This window comes from Pseudomonas sp. A-RE-22 (assembly GCF_019956035.1).
Lineage (GTDB): Bacteria > Pseudomonadota > Gammaproteobacteria > Pseudomonadales > Pseudomonadaceae > Aquipseudomonas > Aquipseudomonas brassicacearum.
The window spans coordinates 24,348-40,136 of record NZ_JAHBCZ010000006.1 but is presented as its reverse complement, the minus strand read 5'-3'; the positions used below and the strand labels follow the sequence as shown (position 1 = coordinate 40,136).

Annotated in this window: 13 protein-coding genes; 12 read left to right on the top strand and 1 reads right to left on the bottom strand. The window is 63.9% G+C overall.

Features of this window, described 5'->3' with window-relative positions; all coding sequences use genetic code 11:
• The first annotated feature begins 114 nt into the window (after positions 1-114).
• From KGA89_RS03680 to KGA89_RS03625, 12 genes are all read left to right on the top strand, one after another.
• Complete coding sequence (locus tag KGA89_RS03680) at positions 115-2,361, top strand: DNA internalization-related competence protein ComEC/Rec2 (protein WP_223470636.1); 2,247 nt, start codon at positions 115-117, stop codon at positions 2,359-2,361.
• A 96-nt stretch (positions 2,362-2,457) separates the two neighbouring features.
• A complete protein-coding gene (locus KGA89_RS03675) occupies positions 2,458-3,093 on the top strand; it encodes a MotA/TolQ/ExbB proton channel family protein (protein WP_003204294.1) in 636 nt (211 codons plus the stop codon).
• The gene (locus KGA89_RS03670; protein ID WP_013694002.1) at positions 3,090-3,518 is read left to right on the top strand and encodes an ExbD/TolR family protein; all 429 of its coding nucleotides are present in this window, start codon (positions 3,090-3,092) and stop codon (positions 3,516-3,518) included. The genes KGA89_RS03675 and KGA89_RS03670 overlap by 4 nt, the downstream gene beginning before the upstream one ends.
• A complete protein-coding gene (gene lpxK, locus KGA89_RS03665; RefSeq protein WP_223470635.1) occupies positions 3,518-4,528 on the top strand; it encodes a tetraacyldisaccharide 4'-kinase in 1,011 nt (336 codons plus the stop codon). The genes KGA89_RS03670 and lpxK overlap by 1 nt, the downstream gene beginning before the upstream one ends.
• Before the next feature lie 23 nt (positions 4,529-4,551).
• The gene (locus KGA89_RS03660) at positions 4,552-4,737 is read left to right on the top strand and encodes a Trm112 family protein (RefSeq protein ID WP_003179363.1); all 186 of its coding nucleotides are present in this window, start codon (positions 4,552-4,554) and stop codon (positions 4,735-4,737) included.
• Positions 4,734-5,498, top strand: coding sequence for a 3-deoxy-manno-octulosonate cytidylyltransferase (gene kdsB / locus KGA89_RS03655; RefSeq protein WP_003204286.1), 765 nt, complete (start codon positions 4,734-4,736; stop codon positions 5,496-5,498). Before KGA89_RS03660 ends, kdsB begins: the two co-directional genes overlap by 4 nt.
• Positions 5,498-5,962, top strand: coding sequence for a low molecular weight protein-tyrosine-phosphatase (locus KGA89_RS03650; RefSeq protein WP_013694001.1), 465 nt, complete (start codon positions 5,498-5,500; stop codon positions 5,960-5,962). Before kdsB ends, KGA89_RS03650 begins: the two co-directional genes overlap by 1 nt.
• Positions 5,959-6,978 (top strand): UDP-N-acetylmuramate dehydrogenase, encoded by a 1,020-nt coding sequence (gene murB / locus KGA89_RS03645; RefSeq protein ID WP_223470633.1) that lies wholly within the window; start codon positions 5,959-5,961, stop codon positions 6,976-6,978. The genes KGA89_RS03650 and murB overlap by 4 nt, the downstream gene beginning before the upstream one ends.
• Positions 6,979-7,243: 265 nt before the next feature.
• Complete coding sequence (locus KGA89_RS03640; protein WP_223470631.1) at positions 7,244-7,714, top strand: (2Fe-2S)-binding protein; 471 nt, start codon at positions 7,244-7,246, stop codon at positions 7,712-7,714.
• Complete coding sequence (locus KGA89_RS03635; RefSeq protein WP_003204278.1) at positions 7,711-10,026, top strand: xanthine dehydrogenase family protein molybdopterin-binding subunit; 2,316 nt, start codon at positions 7,711-7,713, stop codon at positions 10,024-10,026. The genes KGA89_RS03640 and KGA89_RS03635 overlap by 4 nt, the downstream gene beginning before the upstream one ends.
• Positions 10,026-10,997: an XdhC family protein gene (locus KGA89_RS03630; RefSeq protein WP_028237407.1), complete on the top strand. Its 972-nt coding sequence runs from the start codon at positions 10,026-10,028 to the stop codon at positions 10,995-10,997. Before KGA89_RS03635 ends, KGA89_RS03630 begins: the two co-directional genes overlap by 1 nt.
• A 20-nt stretch (positions 10,998-11,017) precedes the next feature.
• Entirely contained in the window at positions 11,018-11,608 is a 591-nt protein-coding gene (locus KGA89_RS03625) for a nucleotidyltransferase family protein (RefSeq protein ID WP_223470629.1), read from the top strand.
• Between the two features lie 614 nt (positions 11,609-12,222).
• Here KGA89_RS03625 and rne read toward each other — a convergent pair.
• The gene (gene rne / locus KGA89_RS03620) at positions 12,223-15,420 is read right to left on the bottom strand and encodes a ribonuclease E (RefSeq protein ID WP_223470628.1); all 3,198 of its coding nucleotides are present in this window, start codon (positions 15,418-15,420) and stop codon (positions 12,223-12,225) included.
• Positions 15,421-15,789 lie beyond the last annotated feature (369 nt).

Genomic DNA, 15,789 nt, shown 5'->3' with positions numbered 1-15,789 from the left:
GCCGCAAGTATGTCCGGATTCTACGGCTGACAGATTCAGACTTTGTGACAATTGATAACGCCAGCGGTGCCGTGAACCGTCTATGCCTGAAGAGGGCACTCTCAAGGACGGGTTATGCGCACAGGGTTAGTCGCGCTCGCGCTGGGGCTGTTGGCCCCGATTTTTTTGCCGGTACTGCCGCCGATATGGCTGATTACAGCCATGCCGGTGCTGGCGCTGATGGTGTTGCCGTTTCGAACCTACCCGCTGGGTTTTTTCCTGTTCGGGCTGGCCTGGGCCTGTCTGTCGGCGCAGTGTGCGCTGGATGACCGGTTACCCATCGCGCTCGACGGCGAAACCCGCTGGGTCGAGGGGCGTGTGGTCGGTTTGCCGCAACAGGGCGAAGGCGTGATGCGCTTCGAACTGGCCGATGTCCATTCACGCCGTACCCGTCTACCGACGGCGATGCGCCTCGCCTGGTTCGGTGGTCCGCCGGTCAACAGCGGCGAACGATGGCGATTGGCGGTGAAGCTCAAGCGGCCCAGTGGGCTGCTGAACCCGCACGGCTTCGACTATGCCGCCTGGTTGCTGAGCCGCGGCATCGGCGCGACCGGTACCATCAAGGATGGCCATCTCCTGCAAGCGGCCCGGGGGGCCTGGCGCGACGAGGTGCGCCAGGCCCTGGCACAGGTCGATGCCCATGGCCGCTCCGGTGCGCTGGCGGCTCTGGTCCTGGGCGACGGCGGCGGGTTGAGTCGCGAGGATTGGCAGATGCTGCAAGACACCGGCACCGTCCACTTGCTGGTGATCTCCGGGCAACACATTGGCCTGCTCGCGGGCCTGGTGTACTTGTTGGTGGCCGGTGCGGCGCGTTATGGCCTGTGGCCGGTGGGGCTGGCCTGGTTGCCTTGGGCCTGTGGGCTGGCCTTTTGTGCCGCCCTGGGCTACGGCTTGCTCGCCGGCTTCGAGGTGCCGGTGCGGCGGGCCTGCGCGATGATCGGCCTGGTGTTGCTGTGGCGCTTGCGTTTCAAACAGCCAGATCCGTGGTGGGCATGGCTGCTGGCCTTCGTCGGGGTGCTGGTGTTCGACCCGCTTGCCAGCTTGCGGCCGGGGTTCTGGTTGTCGTTTGCGGCCGTCGCCATCTTGATGTTCACCTTTGGCGCTCGTCTGGGGCCCTGGCGCTGGTGGCAAACCTGGACCCGTGCCCAATGGCTGGTCGCGCTTGGCCTTTGTCCGTTGTTGTTGATCGTGGGCTTGCCGGTCAGCCTCAGCGGGCCGTTGGTGAACCTGCTCGCGGTGCCCTGGATCAGCCTGTTGGTATTGCCGCTGGCGCTGCTTGGCACGGCATTGTTGCCGGTGCCGCTCATGGGCGAAGGCCTGCTGTGGATTGCCGGTGGGCTGCTCGATCTGCTGTTCAAGGGGCTGGCACTGGTTGCCGGACGAATGCCGGCCTGGGTTCCTGCCGCAGTCCCGCCCTGGGCCTTGGGCATCGCCGCCTTCGGTGCTTTTTTGCTGCTGTTGCCCAAAGGTGTGCCGCTACGTGTACTGGGGTGGCCGATGGTGTTGCTGATGGTTTTTCCACCGCAAGAACACCTGCCGCAAGGGCACGCCGAGATCTGGCAACTGGACGTGGGCCAAGGGCTGGCGGTGCTGGTGCGGACCCGGCGGCACGCCCTGCTTTACGACGCCGGGCCGCGCTTTGGCGAGGCTGACGCGGGCGAGCGGGTCGTCCTGCCGACCTTGCGCAAACTGGGTGTGCGCCGCTTGGACCTGATGTTGCTCAGCCATGCCGACGCCGATCACGCTGGCGGTGCCCGCGCCGTGCGCAATGGGCTGCCGACGCTGGAAGTGATCAGCGGCGATCCAGACGCGCTGCCCGCCGAGCTGCTGGCCGGGCCTTGCGACAGTGGCAGGCGCTGGGAATGGGACGGGGTCGGGTTCGAACTGTGGCGGTGGGCCTCTGCCGTCGAGAGCAACCAGAAGTCCTGCGTCTTGCTGGTGGAGGCCGGCGGTGAACGCCTGCTGCTGACCGGCGATATCGACACCCCTGCCGAGCGCGCCTTGCTCGACGAGGCCCTGGCCGTGCCGATCCAGTGGCTGGCCGCGCCGCATCACGGCAGTCGCAGTTCGTCGTCGATGGCGTTGCTGTCGCGTCTCAAGCCGCATTCGGTATTGATCTCTCGAGGGCAGGGCAATGCGTTCGGCCACCCTCATCCCCAGGTGATGGCCCGGTATCGGCGCTCGGGCCTGGCGATCTACGACAGTGCCGAGCAGGGCGCCATTCGTCTGCTACTGGGGGCTTTCGAGGTGCCGCACACCGAGGCCGGGCACCGCCGCTACTGGCGTGATCCGCCCGCAGTCGGGCCACCGGGGCAATATTGATCCAGCGCAATCGGCTGACGCGCTTATCGGTGGGGGCGGGTCTGCAAGGCGAGTCTGTGTGATAAAGTGGCGCACTTTTTCGAGGGGGCAGTCACTGTGTGGGAATTGGTCAAATCCGGCGGCTGGATGATGTTGCCGATCATTCTGAGTTCCATCGCGGCACTGGGTATCGTTGCCGAACGCCTGTGGACCCTGCGGGCCAGCCGCGTGACCCCGGAGCATCTGCTCGGGCAGGTCTGGGTCTGGATCAAGGACAAGCAGCTGAACAAGGACAAGCTCAAGGAGCTGCGAGCCAGTTCGCCCTTGGGGGAAGTCCTCGCCGCCGGCCTGGCGAACTCCAAGCATGGTCGCGAGATCATGAAGGAGTGCATCGAGGAAGCCGCCGCCCGGGTCATCCATGAACTGGAGCGCTACATCAATACCCTGGGCACCATCGCCGCCATGTCCCCGCTGCTGGGCCTGCTGGGTACGGTGCTGGGCATGATCGACATCTTCAGTGCGTTCACCGGCTCCGGCATGACCACTAACGCCGCGGTGCTGGCGGGGGGGATCTCCAAGGCTTTGATCACCACCGCTGCTGGCCTGATGGTCGGTATCCCTTCGGTGTTCTTCCACAGGTTCCTGCAACGCCGCGTCGACGAGTTGGTGGTGGGCATGGAGCAGGAAGCCATCAAGCTGGTCGAGGTGGTGCAGGGGGACCGTGACGTGGACCTGGCTGGGGGCAAGAAGTGAAATTCCGCCGCAAGCCACGGGAAAACATCGAGATCAACCTCGCGTCGCTGATCGACGTGGTGTTCATCCTGCTGCTGTTTTTCGTCGTGACCACCACGTTCACCCGGGAAACCCAGCTCAAGGTTGAATTGCCACAGGCCGTCAGCGGCTCGCCGGCCGAAGACCAGCAACTGAAGAACCTGGAAATCACCATCAGCGCCGAAGGGGCGTTCTCGGTGAACAACCAATTACTGCCCAAGAGCGACCTGGCGAGCCTGATCGAGGCCCTGCAGAAAGAGTCTGGCGGCGACACCAACCTGCCGCTGTCCATCAGCGCCGACGGCAAGACCCCTCACCAATCGGTGATCACCGCCATGGACGCGGCTGGCAAGCTCGGTTTCAGCCATCTGCGCATGACCACGGTCGAGGCGGCCCCCGCACCCTGATGGCCATGTCCGATCGATTGCTTGCCGCGTGGTATGAAGGTCACCCGGCCCTGACCCTGCTACGGCCGCTGGAGTGGTTGTACCGACGGGTGGTGGTGGGCAAGCGCGAGCGTTTCCTGGCGGGTGAAGGCCAGATCTACCAGCCCCCCGTGCCGTTGGTCGTGGTGGGCAATATCACCGTTGGCGGCACCGGCAAGACGCCGTTGATCCTGTGGATGATCCAGCACTGCCAGCGCAGTGGCCTGCGGGTCGGCGTGGTCAGCCGGGGTTACGGCGCCAAGCCGCCGCAACTGCCTTGGCGGGTCGCGGCCGAGCAGGGCGCCGACGTCGCGGGTGACGAGCCGCTGTTGATTGTCCAGCGCACCGGTGTGCCGTTGATGATCGACCCTGATCGCAGTCGCGCCATCCAGGCACTGCTGGAGGCCGAACCGCTGGACCTGATCCTGTCCGACGACGGCATGCAGCATTATCGGATGGCCCGCGACCTGGAGCTGGTGTTGATCGACAACGCCCGTGGCCTGGGCAACCGACGTTGCCTGCCTGCAGGGCCGTTGCGCGAGCCGGTCGAGCGCCTGCAATCGGTCGACGCCGTGCTGTACAACGGCGCCAGTGCCGACCGCGAAGACGGTTTCGCCTTCCAATTGCGTCCCACCGCGCTGGTGAACCTGGCCAGTGGCGAGCGGTGCTCCCTTGAGCATTTTCCACCCGGCCAGGCCCTGCATGCCGTGGCCGGCATCGGCAATCCCCAGCGTTTCTTCAAGACCCTCGAAACGCTACACTGGCGGCCAATACCGCATGGGTTTGCCGACCACGCCGAATACAGCGCCCAGGGCTTGAGTTTCACGCCATCGCTGCCGGTGGTCATGACGGAAAAGGACGCAGTCAAATGCCGTGCCTTCGCCGCACCCGACTGGTGGTACCTGGCGGTAGACGCCGCGCCGTCGCCGGCCTTCGCGGCCTGGTTCGATACGCAGTTGATGCGCCTGTTGCCGGATCGGCTTTTGCCTTAAAACCTTTTATCCAGGGGAATTCCATGGACACCAAACTGCTCGACATTCTGGCCTGCCCGGTCTGCAAAGGCCCACTCAAGCTCAGCGCCGACAAGACCGAACTGATCAGCAAGGGCGCCGGCCTGGCCTACCCGATTCGCGACGGCATCCCGGTGATGCTCGAAAGCGAAGCCCGTACCCTGACCACCGACGAGCGCCTGGATAAATGACTGCAGCCTTTACCGTTGTCATTCCGTCGCGTTTCGCTTCGACGCGCCTGCCCGGCAAGCCGTTGCTGTCGATTGCCGGCAAGCCGATGATCCAGCATGTCTGGGAGCAGGCTTGCAAAAGCAGCGCCCAGCGTGTGGTGGTGGCGACTGACGATGCGCGCATCGTCGAGGCCTGCAAAGGCTTTGGCGCCGAAGTCGTGCTGACCCGTGAAGACCATAATTCGGGCACTGACCGCCTGGCGGAGGTCGCGGCGAAACTCGGTCTTGCCGCCGACGCTATCGTGGTCAATGTGCAGGGTGACGAGCCGTTGATCCCGCCGAGCGTGATCGATCAGGTCGCCGCCAACCTCGCGGCCCACACCGAGGCGCGCATGGCCACCCTGGCTGAGCCGATCGAGGATGTGCAGACCCTGTTCAACCCCAATGTGGTCAAGGTGGTCAGTGACCTCAATGGCCTGGCGTTGACCTTCAGCCGCGCGACATTGCCCTGGGCGCGGGACGCATTCGCCCAAAGCCGTGACGTGATGCCGGAGGGCGTGCCGTACCGCCGCCATATCGGCATCTATGCCTACCGCGCCGGCTTTCTCCAGGACTTCGTCGCCTGGGGCCCGTGCTGGCTGGAAAACACTGAATCCCTGGAGCAGCTGCGTGCCCTGTGGCACGGCGTGCGGATCCACGTCGCCGATGCGCTGATCGCCCCGCCGACCGGTGTCGACACCGCCGAAGACCTCGAGCGCGTTCGTCGCCTGCTGGAGGCTTGATGCGGGTCCTGTTCGTCTGCCTCGGCAATATCTGCCGCTCACCCACCGCCGAAGGCATCCTGCGCCACAAGTTGCGTGAGGCCGGGCTGGCCGGGCAGGTGGAAGTCGCTTCCGCCGGCACCGGTGACTGGCACGTCGGCAAAGCGCCGGACAAGCGCAGCCAGGCGGCGGCCCTGAAGCGTGGCTACGACTTGTCGGCCCAGCGCGCGCAACAGGTGACCCGCGCCGACTTCGCCGCCTACGACCTGATCCTGGCGATGGACAGCAGCAATCTGCGTAATCTCAAGGCTCTGCAACCGGCTAATGGCAAGGCCGAGCTGGATCTGTTCCTGCGCCGCTACGAGGCTGAACTCGACGATGTGCCGGACCCGTACTACGACGGCGAACAAGGCTTCGAACAAGTGCTGGACCTGATCGAACGCGCTACCGATCGCCTGGTGATCGAATTGAAGGGGCGGTTATGACCTTGCAGGTTCGGGCGGGCGTCAGCCTCAAGCCCTTCAACAGTTTTGGTGTGGACGTCACTGCCCGGTTGTTCGCCGAAGCCCACAGCGATGACGATGTTCGCCAGGCGTTGGCTTATGCCACCGAACATGCCGTGCCATTGCTGGTCATCGGCGGCGGCAGCAACCTGCTGCTGACCGGCGACATCGATGCATTGGTGCTGCGCATGGCCAGCCACGGTATTCGCCTGCTCAGCGATGACGGCGAACGGGTGGTGGTCGAAGCCGAAGCAGGGGAGCCGTGGCATCCTTTCGTCCAGCACACCCTGGCGCAAGGTTGGGCGGGATTGGAGAACCTCAGCCTGATTCCCGGCACCGTGGGCGCGGCACCGATGCAAAACATCGGCGCCTACGGTGTGGAGATCAAGGACGTCTTCGCCGGCCTCACCGCGCTCGATCGCCAGACCGGCGAACTGCGCGATTTCAGCCTTGAAGACTGTCGGTTCGCTTATCGCGACAGCCTGTTCAAGCAGCAAGCGGGTCGCTGGTTGATCCTGCGGGTGCGTTTTGCCCTCAGCCGCGCCGCGCACTTGCATCTGGAATACGGCCCGGTGCGTCAGCGATTGACCGAGCAGGGCATCGAGCAGGCAACACCCACCGATGTGAGCCGGGCCATTTGCAGCATCCGCAGCGAAAAACTCCCGGACCCGGCGGTGCTGGGCAATGCCGGCAGCTTCTTCAAGAACCCGCTGGTGCCGGCCGCGCACGTGGCGCACTTAAAGCTGCAATACCCTGACCTGGTGGCTTATCCACAGCCTGAGGGGCAGATGAAAGTCGCTGCCGGCTGGATGATCGAGCGCGCCGGCTGGAAGGGCTTTCGCGAAGGTGATGCCGGGGTGCACAAGTTGCAGGCGTTGGTGCTGGTCAACTACGGCAGCGCCACGGGCCCGCAACTTCTGGACCTGGCCCTGCGCATCCAGAAAGACATTGCCGAACGTTTCCAGGTCGAGCTGGAAATGGAACCCAATCGGTACTGAACCGCGCTTTGCGACCGCCTGAAAAAACGCCCTGCACACCCCGCACACAAGCATTTGTGCAGGATTGTGCAGGGCGTTTTGCGTGATCCTGGGTTAATTTAGCTTCCTAACGATGCGACCATCGCATCCTAAAGGCCCGATGCAGACGCCTGCGTGCGCCGGCATAAGAGAGCCCGATCAGCCTGAGCCAGTCTGCGACAACCGAACCGTCAACCCGGCGGCAGATTGCTCGACCCCATAACTCGATAACTATGCGGGCGTGCCCATGATTACCCTGAAACTCAATGGAAAAGACCATCAACTGGATGTGACCGAGGACATGCCGCTGCTGTGGGCTATTCGGGATGTAGCCGGTTACAACGGCACCAAATTCGGCTGCGGCATGGGCCTGTGCGGCGCGTGCACCATCCACATCGACGGCGCCCCGGCGCGCAGCTGCATTACGCCAATCGGTTCTGTGAATGGGCAAAATGTCAGCACCATCGACGAACTTCATGTCGATCCGGTCGGACAAATCGTCCAGAAGGCCTGGCTCGACACGGCGGTGGCCCAGTGCGGTTACTGCCAGGGTGGGCAGATCATGTCGGCGACCGCCTTGCTCAAGACCAACCCCAACCCGAGTGACGAGCAGATCGAAGAAACCATGGTCGGCAACATCTGCCGCTGCGGCACCTACAACCGGATCAAGACCGCGATCCGCCTGGCCTCCACTCACCTGAAGGAGGCCAAGGCATGAGCCGCTTGCCCGATGATTTTGTCCTGAGCAACCTCAGCCGTCGCGGCTTCCTCAAAGGCGCGAGCGCCACCGGTGTGCTGGTGCTGGCGGCCACGTGGGGCCTGCCGGAGGCCTTTGCCGAGGAAAAGAAATTCGGTGCCGAGGGCATGCCCCATGGCGCGGTCGACGACCCGAAGGTGTACGTCAGCATTGCCGCTGATGGCAGCGTGACCGTGATCTGCAACCGTTCGGAAATGGGCCAGGGTGTGCGCACCAGCCTGAGCATGGTCGTGGCCGATGAGCTGGAGGCCGACTGGGCGCGTGTGAAGGTGCAGCAGGCGCCGGCCGATGAGGCGCGCTTCGGTAACCAGGATACCGACGGCTCGCGTAGCATGCGTCATTGGTATGAGCCGATGCGCCGTTGCGGTGCTGCCGCCCGGACCATGCTGGAACAGGCCGCCGCTGCGCAGTGGAAGGTGCCGGTGGGTGAATGCCATGCCCAACTGCACAAAGTGCTGCACCAGCCTTCGGGGCGTGAACTGGGCTATGGCGAATTGGCCGCTGCGGCCAGTGCCTTGCCGGTGCCGGGGCGTGACAGCTTGCGCCTCAAGCAGCCATCGGAGTTCCGCTACATCGGCAAGGAGGCGAGCCGGGCCATTGATGGTGCGGACATCGTCAACGGTCGTGCCGTGTTTGGTGCCGATGTGCATTTCGACGGCATGCTCTATGCCGTCATCGCGCGTCCGCCGGTCTATGGTGGCAAGGTCAAGAGCGTGGACAGCAGCGCGGCGCTGAAAGTACCGGGCGTGATCAAGGTGGTGCAGATCGAAGGGCGCCCGCTGCCCTCGGAATTCCAACCGTTGGGCGGCGTGGCGGTGGTGGCGAAGAACACCTGGGCGGCGATCAAGGGCCGCGAAGCGTTGAAAATCCAGTGGGACGACGGCCCGAATGCCGGGTATGACTCCATTGCCTATCGCAAGGAACTGGAAGCGGCGGCCCTCAAGCCCGGAAAAGTCGTGCGCAGCAGCGGCGACCTCGACGACGCGTTGGCCAAGGCCGACTCGACCCTGGAAGCGGCGTATTACTTGCCGCACCTGTCCCAATCACCGATGGAGCCGATGGTTGCCGTTGCCCGGTTCAAGGACGGTCAATGCGAGGCCTGGGCACCGAGCCAGGCCCCGCAGGTGACCCGTGAACGTGTCGCCGAACGCCTGGGCATTCCTTTCGATAAGGTCACGGTGAACATCACGTTGCTGGGCGGTGGTTTCGGACGCAAGTCCAAACCCGATTTCGTCGTCGAAGCAGCGGTGCTTGCCAAGGAGTTTCCAGGCCAGCCGATACGGGTGCAATGGACCCGCGAGGACGACATCCATCACTCGTATTTCCACACTGTATCGGCCGAATACCTCAAGGCCGGCCTGAACCAGGACGGTATGCCGTCCGGCTGGTTGCACCGCACCGTGGCCCCGAGCATCACCGCACTGTTTGCGCCGGGCATGACCCACGAGGCGCCGTTCGAAATAGGCATGGGCGTGACCAACATGGCCTACGCCATCCCGAACCTGCGCCTGGAGAACCCCGAAGCCACGGCTCACACCCGGGTGGGCTGGTACCGTTCGGTGTCGAACATCCCCCATGGTTTCGCGATCCAGAGTTTCATCGACGAATTGGCCCACAAGGCCGGCCAGGATCCGCTGAAGTACCAGGTCAAATTGCTCGGGCCGGACCGCAAGATCGATCCGCGTACCTTGAGCGAAGAATGGAACTATGGCGAATCCCCCGAGCGTTATCCGATTGATACCGCGCGGATTCGCACGGTGCTGGAAACCGCTGCGAAGGCCGCCGGTTGGGGCCGGGAGCTGCCGAAGGGCCGTGGCCTGGGGTTGGCGGTGCATTACAGCTTCGTCACTTACGTGGCGGCGGTGATCGAGGTGGAGGTCAAGGACGATGGCACGGTGATCGTGCACAAGGCGGACATCGCCGTGGATTGCGGTCCGCAGATCAACCCCGAGCGCATCCGTTCCCAGTTCGAGGGCGCCTGCGTCATGGGCCTGGGCAATGCCATGGTAGGGGAAATCAGCTTCAAGGACGGCAAGGTGCAGCAGGACAATTTCCATATGTACGAAGTGGCGCGCATGTCCCTGGCGCCCAAGGAAGTGGCGGTGCATCTGGTCACGCCGCCGGGTGAGGTGCCGTTGGGCGGTGTCGGCGAGCCGGGTGTGCCGCCGATTGCGCCTGCGCTGTGCAACGCGATTTTCGCTGCCACTGGCAAGCGTATTCGTAGCCTGCCTGTGCGCTATCAGCTGCAGGGCTGGCAGCAGGCGAAGGCCTGATGGACAGCGTTGATCTGAACGTCCTGCGCAGCGTGCTTGAGTGGCGCCGCGCCGGGCAGCGGGTGGTGCTGTTCACTGTGGTCCAGACCTGGGGTACCGCGCCAAGGCCGCCGGGGGCGATGCTGGCCCTGCGCGAAGATGGCGTGGTGATTGGTTCGGTGTCGGGCGGTTGTGTCGAGGATGACCTGATCGCCCGGTTGCACGACGGTCGCATTCCGGCGGACGGTCCGCCGGTGCAACTGATCACCTATGGCGTCACCCGCGAAGAAGCGGCGCGCTTCGGCCTGCCGTGCGGCGGCACCCTGCGCCTGACCGAAGAGCGGGTGGGCGACCCATACTGGGTCGCGCAGTTGCTGGAACGTTGCGAAGCCCATGAGATTGTCGCCCGCGAGCTGACAGTCGCCAGCGGCAACGTGGTCCTGACCCCGGCCAGCAAGACCGACGCCCTGGTGTTCGATGGGCAGGTCCTGCGGGCCATATACGGTCCGCGTTGGCGGCTGCTGCTGATTGGCGCAGGGCAACTGTCGCGCTACGTGGCGGAAATGGCCCGGCTGCTGGACTTTGAAGTGCTGATTTGCGATCCGCGCAAGGAGTTTGTCTATGGTTGGGAAGAGCAGCATGGCCGCTTCGTCTCGGGGATGCCCGACGAAGCGGTGTTGAGCATCCAGACCGACGAACGCACCGCCATTGTGGCCTTGACCCATGACCCACGCCTGGACGACATGGCGCTGCTTACGGCCCTGGACTCCAAGGCTTTTTATGTCGGCGCCCTGGGCTCGCGAGTCAACAGCCAGAAGCGCCGGGATAACCTGGCTCAGCTAGGCTTGTCAGCAGAGGCCATTGAACGCTTGCATGGACCCATCGGCTTGCACATCGGCAGCCACACCCCGGCGGAAATCGCCTTGTCGCTGCTGGCCGAAATCGTGGCCATCAAGAATGGCGTTGAACTGCGGCAGAAAAAGCCGCTGTAAGCCGTGGGCAAGGAGGGCGTATGAGCGAGTCGATTGGCGTGATCATTCTGGCGGCCGGATCGGGCAGCCGTTTCCGCCGTATTGCAGGCCCGGACAAAGATAAATTGCTGGCTGATTGCACCGGGCGTGACGGCGCCGTGCGGTCGGTGATCGAGCAGGTGCTGGTGAATCTACCTGCCGCCCTGGAAAAGCGCCTGCTGGTGACGAGCAGGGATCGGCCGCAAGCCGTTCGCATGGCCCAGGCCTATGACTGCGATTTCGTGGAGCTGGACTCGCCCGGCCTGGGCGACAGCATTGCCGCAGGCGTCCAGGCCTGCCCGGACCTTGATGGCTGGCTGATAGTGCTGGGCGACATGCCCTTCATCCTGCCGTCGAGCATCGAACAGGTGGTGGCAGGGATCCGCACGGACGGCATCAGCGTGCCGGTTCTTGCAGGTGAGTACGGGCATCCGGTGGGATTCGGTCGTGGGTTTGGACCGAAACTGATGGCATTGACCGGTGATCGGGGGGCCAAGGTATTGTTTGCCGGGGCGCAAGTGGTCGAAGTGCCGGTGGATGACCCGGGCGTAACGTGGGATGTAGATGTGCCAGAGGCACTGGCCTTCAAATAAAAGACGACGCAGAAGCCTGTGGAAGCGAGCTGACATTCAGTATTGATGCAAGCTGACCGACGCCATCGCGAGCAGGCTCCCTCCCACATTGGATCTTCAGTGGGCATAAATCTTGTGCCCGACCCCCAGATCCCTGTGGGAGCGAGCCTGCTCGCGAAAGCGGTCTGGCATTCAGCATTGATGCAAGCTGACCCGGCGCCATCGCGAGCAGGCTCGGCTCCCACATTGGATCTTCAGGGGGCATAAATCTTGTGCCCGACCCCCAGATCCCTGTGCGAGCTTGCTCGCGAAAGCGGTCTGGCATTCAGCATTGATGCAAGCTGACCCGGCGCCATCGCGAGCAAGCTCGGCTCCCACATTGGATCTTCAGTGGGCATAAGTCTTGTGCCCGCCCCCTGACCCCCTGTGGGAGCGAGCTTGCTCGCGAAAGCGGTCTGGCATTCAGCATTGATGCAAGCTGACCCGGCGCCATCGCGAGCAGGCTCGGCTCCCACATTGGATCTTCAGGGGGCATAAATCTTGTGCCTGGTCCCAGACCCACTGTGGATAAGTATGAAGGCATAAAAAAGCCCCGCCTGGCATGACCAGGCGGGGCTTTTTACTGGGCGGTGGAATCAGGCGTGAGGTTTAGGCTCGTGCTCTTTTTCCAGGGCTTCAGTGTGACGCGGCACGACTTCTTCAGCAGTGTGCTGAGGTTCGTCGAACGTTGGAGCCGATTCAGCCGGGGTCTCGGCGACCGGGGCAGGGGCTGCCTCGGCGACTTCTTCCACGACTGGAGCTGGTTCGACAGCAGGCGCTTGAGCGGCAGCAGCGGCAGCTTGTTCGGCTTCCTTCTGCAGACGCTCGGCTTCACGCTTGCGACGACGCACTTCACGCGGATCGTTCGGCGCGCGGCCATTTGCGGTCAGGGCGCTGGCAGGTGCTGGCTCTTCAACCGGGGCCGGTGCTTCGACAACCACGGGTGCTTCGACCACTGGAGCAGGCTCGACCACTTCTGGCTCGACCGCTTTCACGGGTTCTGGTGTCGGTTCTGGCTCGACAACAGGTGCCGGTGCAACTGGCTCGGCGGTCCAGTTGAACGCAGTCTGCTCCTCGCGGGCAGGCTCTGGGGCCTTTTCCTCGGCCGGTGCTTCGAAGGCCGGCTCAGCGGCTACCACTGGCTGCTCGACGACCGGTGCAGGCTCGGCGACCACTTCAGTTTCAGCAACCTGGGCTTCATGGGCCGGGGCGACTTCCACTTCTGGCGAAGCAGTGGTTTCTACCGGAGTAGTGGCTTCGACTACCGGGGCTTCAGCAACTGGCGCGCTTTCCACGACAGCGGTAGCGCGTTCGGCTTGTTCGTGAGCCTGGGCTTCGGCCGGGGCGCTGATTGCGCTGCTGGCAACGGCGGCAGTCACGGCCAGGCCGGCGGCCAGGTCGGCAGCGCTTGGCGCTTCAGCGTTCTCGGTGGACTCGGACTCTTCCGAACCTTCGATCACGTTGCCGTTGGCGTCACGCTGACGTTCACGACGGTTGCTGCGACGACGCTGGCCACGGGAGCGGCGGCGTGGACGATCGCCTTCGGCGGTGTCCTGGCCGTCTTCCTGCAACTGCTCTTCGGTGTTCAGCACTTCTTCTTCGCTGGCAGCGGCGGCTGCCTGCTCGGCGCGTGGCTGGCGCTCTTCACGTGGCGGACGCGGTGCACGTTCTTCACGAGGCTGGCGGGCCGGACGCTCTTCAGCGGTGGCGGCGGCAGCGACCGGGGCGGCATCCAGTGGCTCGCGCAATTCGCGAACACGTTCTTCACGCTCGCCACGTGGCTTGCGATCTTCACGCGGTGCGCGCGGCTGGCGTTCTTCACGCGGCGGACGCGGTGCACGCTCTTCGCGGGCTACGGCTGGCGCTTCCTCACGGGCTTCGCGCGGCTGACGCTCTTCACGCGGCTCACGTGGCGCGCGTTCTTCACGCGGTGCACGCTCTTCGCGAGGCTTGCGTTCTTCGTCACGACGACCGTTGCGGTTGCGGGTCTGCTGGCGACCGTTACGGCGTTCATCGTTGCGGGCAGGACGCTCGGTCGTGGCAGGCTTGGCGACGACGGCCGGGGCAGCAGGTTCTTCCTTGGTGGCGAACAGGCTGACCAGCGACTTCACCAGGCCTTTGAACAGGCTTGGCTCTGGTGCAGCGGCCGGGGCGGCAACCGGAGCGGCCACTTCGGTCGGAACCGGAGCGTTGGCGCGGGCCGGAGCGGTCTTGACCGCGGCTTCCTGGCGAACCAGGGTGCGAGTGGCGGCGGCCGGCTGGACTTCTTCCACTTCGGCAGCGGCAGCAGCGATTTCGTAGCTGGACTGGTTGGTGTGGGCTTCCGGGCTGTCATCGCGCAGGCGCTGCACTTCGAAGTGCGGCGTCTCGAGGTGATCGTTCGGCAGGATGACGATACGGGCGCGGGTACGCAGTTCGATCTTGGTGATCGAGTTGCGTTTTTCGTTGAGCAGGAACGCGGCCACCGGGATCGGCACCTGGGCGCGAACTTCGGCGGTGCGGTCTTTCAGGGCTTCTTCTTCGATCAGGCGCAGGATCGCCAGGGACAGCGACTCGACGTCACGGATGATGCCCGTGCCGTTGCAACGCGGGCAAACGATGCCGCTGCTTTCGCCCAGGGACGGACGCAGGCGCTGACGGGACATTTCCAGCAGGCCGAAGCGCGAGATGCGACCGACCTGTACGCGGGCGCGGTCGGCTTCCAGGCATTCACGGACCTTTTCTTCCACGGCGCGCTGGTTCTTGGCCGGGGTCATGTCGATGAAGTCGATGACGATCAGGCCGCCGATGTCGCGCAGGCGCAACTGACGGGCGATTTCCTCGGCCGCTTCAAGGTTGGTCTGCAGGGCGGTTTCTTCGATGTCGCTGCCTTTGGTGGCGCGGGCCGAGTTGATGTCGATGGACACCAGGGCTTCGGTCGGGTCGATGACGATGGAGCCGCCGGACGGCAGTTCGACGACGCGCTGGAAGGCGGTCTCGATCTGGCTTTCGATCTGGAAACGGTTGAACAGCGGAACGCTGTCTTCGTAGAGCTTGATCTTGCTGGCGTACTGCGGCATCACCTGGCGAATGAAGGTCAGGGCTTCGTCCTGGGCTTCGACGCTGTCGATCAGCACTTCGCCGATGTCCTGGCGCAGGTAATCGCGGATGGCGCGGATGATCACGTTGCTTTCCTGGTAGATCAGGAACGGCGCGGAGCGATCCAGCGAGGCTTCTTTGATGGCGGTCCACAGTTGCAGCAGGTAGTCGAGGTCCCACTGCATTTCTTCGCTGCTGCGGCCCAGGCCGGCAGTGCGCACGATCAGGCCCATGTCCGCCGGGGCAACCAGGCCGTTCAGGGCTTCACGCAGTTCGTTGCGCTCTTCGCCTTCGATGCGGCGGGAGATGCCACCGGCGCGAGGGTTGTTCGGCATCAGGACCAGGTAACGGCCGGCCAGGCTGATGAAGGTGGTCAGGGCGGCGCCCTTGTTGCCACGTTCTTCTTTTTCGACCTGGACGATGACTTCCTGGCCTTCGCTCAGGACGTCCTTGATGTTGACGCGGCCTTCAGGGGCCTTCTTGAAGTATTCGCGGGAGATTTCTTTGAGGGGCAGGAAGCCGTGGCGCTCGGAGCCGAAATCGACAAAGGCAGCCTCAAGGCTTGGTTCGATGCGAGTAATCCGGCCTTTATAGATGTTGGCCTTCTTCTGCTCGCGTGCACCGGATTCGATATCCAGGTCGTAGAGGCGCTGGCCGTCTACCAGTGCAACACGCAACTCTTCGGGTTGAGTTGCGTTAATCAGCATTCTTTTCATGTAGTACCGTCGGTTTCCGGGCTGCCGGAAACGGCGTTCGGCACACACGACTTCTCACGGTCGGTGTCAGGTGCGTCCTGGAGATGGCAAGGCCACTCCAGTGTCCAGCGAGTTCGACCCAATGATGGCGAAGTCGCGACGGACGCGTCCTGCTTGCTGGTACTCAAGCACTCAGTCAGGAGGAGGAATCAACCGGCGCCTGTGGACGAGATGAAGCGTCTAAATATAAGCCTAGTGCTACACAGTCCGACGGTTGTACATCTCCACCCTACACGTATCCCTGATAATTCGGGTGCGGCCGCGCGCAGAATCCGCAGCGGGTTGGCATTTACCGTGAGCTCCGGAAGGGGAGGTCACGCATCATGGCTA